The 6004-nt window shown below is 49.9% G+C and carries 4 protein-coding genes; 1 reads left to right on the top strand and 3 read right to left on the bottom strand.

The genetic code is table 11. The annotated features are described in order from the left end of the window. The first annotated feature begins 255 nt into the window (after nt 1–255). Entirely contained in the window at nt 256–948 is a 693-nt protein-coding gene (locus F9B91_RS11805; RefSeq protein WP_070539758.1) for a DUF4145 domain-containing protein, read from the top strand. Nucleotides 949–1353: 405 nt separating this feature from the next. Here F9B91_RS11805 and F9B91_RS11800 read toward each other — a convergent pair whose 3' ends face one another. The 3 genes from F9B91_RS11800 to grpE form a co-directional block, all read right to left on the bottom strand. Further along, nucleotides 1354–2886: a helicase HerA-like domain-containing protein gene (locus F9B91_RS11800; protein WP_150923282.1), complete on the bottom strand. Its 1533-nt coding sequence runs from the start codon at nt 2884–2886 to the stop codon at nt 1354–1356. 172 nt (nt 2887–3058) lie between these two features. After that, complete coding sequence (gene dnaK / locus F9B91_RS11795) at nt 3059–4990, bottom strand: molecular chaperone DnaK (RefSeq protein ID WP_150923281.1); 1932 nt, start codon at nt 4988–4990, stop codon at nt 3059–3061. Between the two features lie 303 nt (nt 4991–5293). Then, nucleotides 5294–5866, bottom strand: a complete 573-nt coding sequence (gene grpE, locus F9B91_RS11790) for a nucleotide exchange factor GrpE (protein WP_141744923.1) — start codon at nt 5864–5866, stop codon at nt 5294–5296. Nucleotides 5867–6004 lie beyond the last annotated feature (138 nt).

The raw sequence follows: 6004 nt of genomic DNA, 5'->3' as shown, positions 1-6004 counted from the left end.
TTGAGTGGATAGGCGGTTAGGTAGTTGATGTTTAATGGGGATTTATTCCGGACAGTAGTGCGCGCAGGCGGGAATCCAGAACGTAAAGTTGAAGAAACCGTTTTACCCGATAAGTTCCTGTGCGGACAGGTCTGGATTCCCGCCTGCGCGGGAATGACGGCATGTTTTTTTGTTTAAATTTACTATAAAAGGTCGTCTGAAAGTTTCAGACGACCTTTATCGAAACCAATAAATACTGATAGGGAGATGTCAGAAATGACAAAATACACAGCACCTTATTTTTATAAAGACGCTTTTAATTGCCCGTATTGCGGGGCATTTGCGCATATGCAATGGGTAAGTTACGAACCCGATGTTTATTACAAAGCCATTTGTGCTCATTGTGAACAATATAGTTTTTGGCGAGTAACCGAAACGAACTTGACAGGTTTGGAACTCCGAAGAAAAGGTGAAATGCTCTATCCAGATTTTGGCTCTGCCCCTCTTCCTGCTGAAGATATGCCCGAGGATGTCAAAAAAGATTACGAAGAAGCCGCCCGAATTTTCATCAAATCCCCTCGAGGAGCGGCGGCATTACTGCGTTTAGGCTTGCAAAAATTATGTATTCATTTGGGAGAAGAAGGAAAAAACATCAATACCGACATCAGGTCGCTGGTCAAAAAAGAAGTATTATCAGGACAGGTTGTCAAAGTTGCCGATACTTTGCGGATTACCGGCAATAATGCCGTACATCCTGGCCAAATTGTGGATGAGGATTTCGACAAGGTTGCCGCAAAAATGTTCGACCTAATCAATTTCATTGTGAAGAAAGCCATTACCGAACCGAAAGAACTAGACGAGCTTTATCAGCTGATGCCCGAAAATGCAAGAACCGCCGCAGAAGCGCAAGACAAAAGAAACTTGCAAAATCAGGTACAAAATCCTCCCTCCTCACCTATTCAAAAGTAACGGCAGGTAGTTTTTTCATTTCAATGTTCAAAAATATTAGAGGTCGTCTGAAAATTTCAGACGACCTTTTTTACGAGGATTACAAACGTCTTAAACTGTCTGATTCGAGAATCAGACCTACACAGACTGCTGCGCCACAGTGGCTTCGACAACGCAGCTTGATGGTAAGGTTGAGGTAAAAATATAGCGGATTCAATATAGAAATACCTGAATCGTCATTCCCGCGCAGGCGGGAATCCAGAACGTAAAGTTAAAGAAACCGTTTTTGCCTGATAAGTTCCTGTGTAGGCAGATCTGGATTCCCGCCTGCGCGAGAATGACGGTATATTTTTTGAATTTAATATAAAAGGTCGTCTGAAAACCGATTTTCAAGCTTTCAGACGACCTCCGCCTTCTTTTTACGCCTTATTTTTTAAACATATTTTTAATGATGCCCATCACGCTGCGGGAGATGGCATTGGTCACTTGGCGGTTGATTTGGCTGCCGATGGCGTCGGCAACATTGTAACCCAAGCCCTGCCCTGACTTTTTACGACCGCCGCTCAAACCGCCGAGCAGTCCGCCGAGTATGCCGGGATCGGCATTGGCGGCTTCTTTTTCAGCGGCTTTTTGCGCTTTTTCCTGCTCTTTTGCCGCCGCTGCCGCCTCTTTCTCCGCCGCGACCTGACTGTCGGCTTCGGCTAAGGCTTCAAAAGCGGAATAGTTGTCCACCATGTCTTTATAGGTCGGATACAAATCATCGTTTTGGAACAAGCGGTTGCGCTCTTCGGCGGCAAGCGGGGTCAAGGCGGATTGCGGCGGCAGGACGAGCGCGCGCTCTACCGGCTCCGGCATGCCTTTTTCGTCGAGAAAGGAAACGAGCGCTTCGCCGACGCCCAGTTCGGCAATCGCTTCGGCAACTTTGATATTCGGGTTGCTGCGGAAGGTTTCGGCAGCGGCCTTAACTGCTTTTTGGTCGCGCGGCGTGAAGGCGCGCAGGGCGTGTTGCACGCGGTTGCCGAGCTGTCCGAGGATGGTATCGGGCAAATCGAGCGGGTTTTGGGTCACGAAATACACGCCCACGCCTTTGGAACGAATCAGGCGCACGACTTGTTCGACCTGCTCCACCAGCGCATTGGCGGCGTTGTCGAACATCAAATGCGCTTCGTCGAAGAACATCACGAATTTCGGCTTTTCCAAATCGCCGACTTCGGGCAGGGTTTCAAACAACTCCGCCAACATCCACAGCAAAAACGCGCTGTACATACGCGGCGAACGCATCAGTTTTTCCGAATTAAGGATGTTGATGACGCCTTTGCCGTTGTCGGTCTGCATCCAATCTTGCAGGTTGAGCGACGGCTCGCCGAAGAATTTTTCCGCACCTTCGTTCTCCAGCGTCAAAAGCTGCCGCTGAATCGCGCCGATACTGGCGGCGGAGACGTTGCCGTATTGCGTGCGGTATTCCGAAGCGTGGTCGGAAACGTGTTTCAGCATACTGCGCAAGTCTTTCAAATCCAGAATGTGCCAGCCTTTGTCGTCGGCGACTTTGAACACGAGGTTCAACAAGCCTTCCTGCGTGTCGTTCAAATTCATCAAACGCGCCAGCAGCAGCGGGCCCATTTCCGAAACAGTTACCCGCACCGGAATGCCGGTTTCGCCGTAAACATCCCAAAAGCGCACGGGGAAACTTTGCAGCCATTGCTCGCCCAAACCAAACTCGGCAATGCGTTCGCCCACCTTGCCGCTGGCGGCACCCGCTTGCGCGATGCCCGACAAATCGCCTTTGACATCAACCAAAAATACGGGAACGCCCTCGCTGCTGAAAGCCTCCGCCATACGGCGCAGGGTTACGGTTTTACCCGTACCGGTCGCACCGGCGATCAAGCCGTGGCGGTTCGCCATTTTGCCTTGGATTTCAAGTGTCTTATCGCCCGCGCGCGCGATGGGGAATGTCGTCATGAAGGTTTCCTTTGATTGGATGGTTTGAAAAATAATTCTATTTTCTTATGTTTCCACACACAGGGCAACAGATAGGCAAAAGGTCGTCTGAAAAGCAGACGACCTTTTACTATGAATAATTCAAACAAAAAGCGCGAACCGCAAGGTTCGCGCTTTTTTCAAACGACCTCAATTATTTCTTGTCGTCTTTCACTTCTTCAAAGTCGGCATCTACTACGTCGTCGTCTTTCTTGACGGAAGACGGTTCGGCTTGTGCGCTTTCGCCTGCTTGGGCTTCGGCTTGCGCTTGTGCGTAAACCATTTCGCCCAGTTTTTGGCTGGCTGTGCCCAGTGCTTCGGCTTTGGCATCGATGGCGGCTTTGTCGTCGCCTTTCACGGCTTCTTCAGCTTCTTTCAACGCGGCTTCGATTTTTTCTTTCTCGGCTGCGTCGAGTTTGTCGCCATAGTCCGCCAAAGATTTTTTCACGGAGTGAATCAGGGCTTCGGCTTGGTTGCGGGAAGCGACCAATTCAGTCAGTTTTTTATCTTCCTCAGCGTTGGCTTCGGCATCTTTCACCATGCGTTCGATTTCTTCTTCGCTCAAGCCTGAAGAACCTTGGATGGTAATGTTGGCGGCTTTGCCTGTGCCTTTGTCTTTGGCGGAAACGTGCAGGATACCGTTGGCGTCAATATCGAAGGTTACTTCGATTTGCGGCATACCGCGCGGTGCGGGTGCGATGTCGCCCAAGTTGAACTGACCCAAAGATTTGTTAGCGGAGGCGCGTTCACGTTCGCCTTGCAGTACATGGATGGTTACTGCGCTTTGGTTGTCTTCGGCAGTAGAGAACACTTGCGACGCTTTGGTCGGGATGGTGGTGTTCTTCTGAATCAGCTTGGTCATCACGCCGCCCATAGTTTCGATACCCAAAGACAGAGGGGTTACGTCCAGCAGCAATACGTCGCTGCGGCCGCCGCTCAATACTTCGCCTTGAATCGCTGCGCCTACGGCAACGGCTTCGTCAGGGTTCACGTCTTTGCGCGGCTCTTTGCCGAAGAAGTCTCTAACGGCTTCTTGTACTTTAGGCATACGGGACTGACCGCCGACCAAGATCACGTCGTCGATGTCGCTGGTGCTCAAGCCGGCATCTTTCAATGCGGTGCGGCAAGGCTCGATAGAGCGGGCAATCAGGTCTTCAACCAGGCTTTCGAATTTGGCACGGGTAATTTTCATTGCCAAGTGTTTCGGACCGGTTGCGTCCATGGTGATGTACGGCAGGTTGATTTCGGTTTGCTGACCGCTGGACAATTCGATTTTGGCTTTTTCGGCAGCTTCTTTCAGGCGTTGCAATGCCATCACATCTTGTTTCAAATCAATGCCTTGTTCTTTTTTGAACTCGGCGATGATGTGGTCGATGAGGCGTTGGTCGAAGTCTTCGCCGCCCAGGAAGGTGTCGCCGTTGGTTGCCAATACTTCAAATTGTTTGTCGCCGTCGAGGTTGGCGATTTCGATGATGGAAATATCGAAGGTACCGCCGCCCAAGTCATATACGGCTACTTTGCGGTCTTTATTGTCACCTTTGTCCATACCGAATGCCAAAGCGGCTGCGGTCGGCTCGTTGATGATGCGTTTTACGTCCAAACCGGCGATGCGCCCCGCGTCTTTGGTAGCTTGACGTTGGCTGTCGTTGAAGTAGGCCGGAACGGTAATCACGGCTTCGGTTACTTTTTCACCCAAGTAAGATTCGGCGGCTTCTTTCATTTTACGCAGGACTTCTGCGGAAACTTGCGGCGGAGACAGCTCTTTGCCTTGCGCTTTCACCCATGCGTCGCCGTTGTTGGCTTTGATGATTTCGAAAGGCATGGATTCGATGTCGCGTTGGACTTCTTTGTCTTCAAATTTATGACCGATCAAGCGTTTTACAGCGTAGATGGTGTTTTTAGCGTTGGTTACGGCTTGGCGTTTGGCAGGTGCGCCGACGAGGACTTCGCCGCCGTCCAGATAAGCGACGACAGACGGCGTAGTGCGTGCGCCTTCTGCGTTTTCAATAACTTTGGTTTGACCGTTTTCAGAGATGGATACACAAGAGTTGGTTGTACCTAAGTCGATACCGATTACTTTTGCCATATTGATGTTGCTCCTAAAAAGATTTTTCTAAGTTAATAATCGTGTGGAACATTTTGTTCCGTTGACCTGTAAATAGGGTTGCCCGATATTTTTTCAAGGGTTTTGTTGAAATTTTTTAAATATAAAATTCAACAGATTAAACTATTTATCCACAGGTCAGTGTTTTGTTTTTCAGACGACCTAGTCTTTGTTTTCCGATTGGGCATCATCAGAATGATTTTCCAAAAGCGGGATTGAAGGCTGAGGAACTGGGAAGGGTCGTCTGAAAATTTTATGCTTGATAAACTTCATCAAGCGGTGCCTTCAGGCTTCTTTTTTCGCTACGATAACCATCGCGGGGCGCAGTACGCGGTCGGACAGGGTGTAGCCTTTTTTCATGACGCTGACGATGGTGTTCGGCTCTTGCTCGCTGACGACCGCCTGCATCGCCTGATGTTGGTGCGGGTCGAGTTTGTCGCCGGGCTGCGGGTTGATTTCTTTGATATGCGTGGTGTCGAACGCTTTTTGCAATTCGTTCAGCGTCATTTGCACGCCCATTTTCAGCGCGTCGAAATTACCGCTTTGGTCGAGCAGCGCCATTTCGAGATAGTCTTTGACCGGCAGCATTTCGGCGGCGAATTTTTGTCCGGCGAATTTGTGCGTATCGGCAATTTCCTGCTGATGGCGGCGGCGCAGGTTTTGCTCGTTTGCCAGACCGCGCAGTTCGCTGTCTTTTAGCTGTCCTTCCAGCTCGGCGATACGCGCCTGCAATTCTTCGTAAGTCGGCGGTTCCGGTTGTGTTTCGGTTTGCTCGGTTTCGACGGCTTCGGCGGTTTCCACTTCTGCCGCTGTTTCGATTTCAGTTTCGGTTTGTTGCGGTTCGTTATGCTCCGTCATGTCGGACATCCTTTTAAATAGGGGTTGGTATTCAATGCAGCTTTATATAAGGTCGTCTGAAAAAACTTCAAGCATATATAGTGGATTAACTTTAAACCAGTACGGCGTTGCCTCGCCTTAGCTCAAAGAGAACGATTC

The sequence above is a fragment of the Streptococcus mitis genome (genome assembly GCF_008763935.1).
Classification (GTDB): domain Bacteria; phylum Bacillota; class Bacilli; order Lactobacillales; family Streptococcaceae; genus Streptococcus; species Streptococcus mitis_DB.
This window is presented reverse-complemented; position numbering and strand designations above follow the sequence as displayed.

Coding starts and splice junctions, on each gene's coding strand:
- F9B91_RS11800 (WP_150923282.1), bottom strand. CDS start 2,886: ATGACGACATTCCCCATCGCGCGCGCGGGCGATAAGACACTTGAAATC.
- F9B91_RS11805 (WP_070539758.1), top strand. CDS start 256: ATGACAAAATACACAGCACCTTATTTTTATAAAGACGCTTTTAATTGC.
- grpE (WP_141744923.1), bottom strand. CDS start 5,866: ATGACGGAGCATAACGAACCGCAACAAACCGAAACTGAAATCGAAACA.
- dnaK (WP_150923281.1), bottom strand. CDS start 4,990: ATGGCAAAAGTAATCGGTATCGACTTAGGTACAACCAACTCTTGTGTA.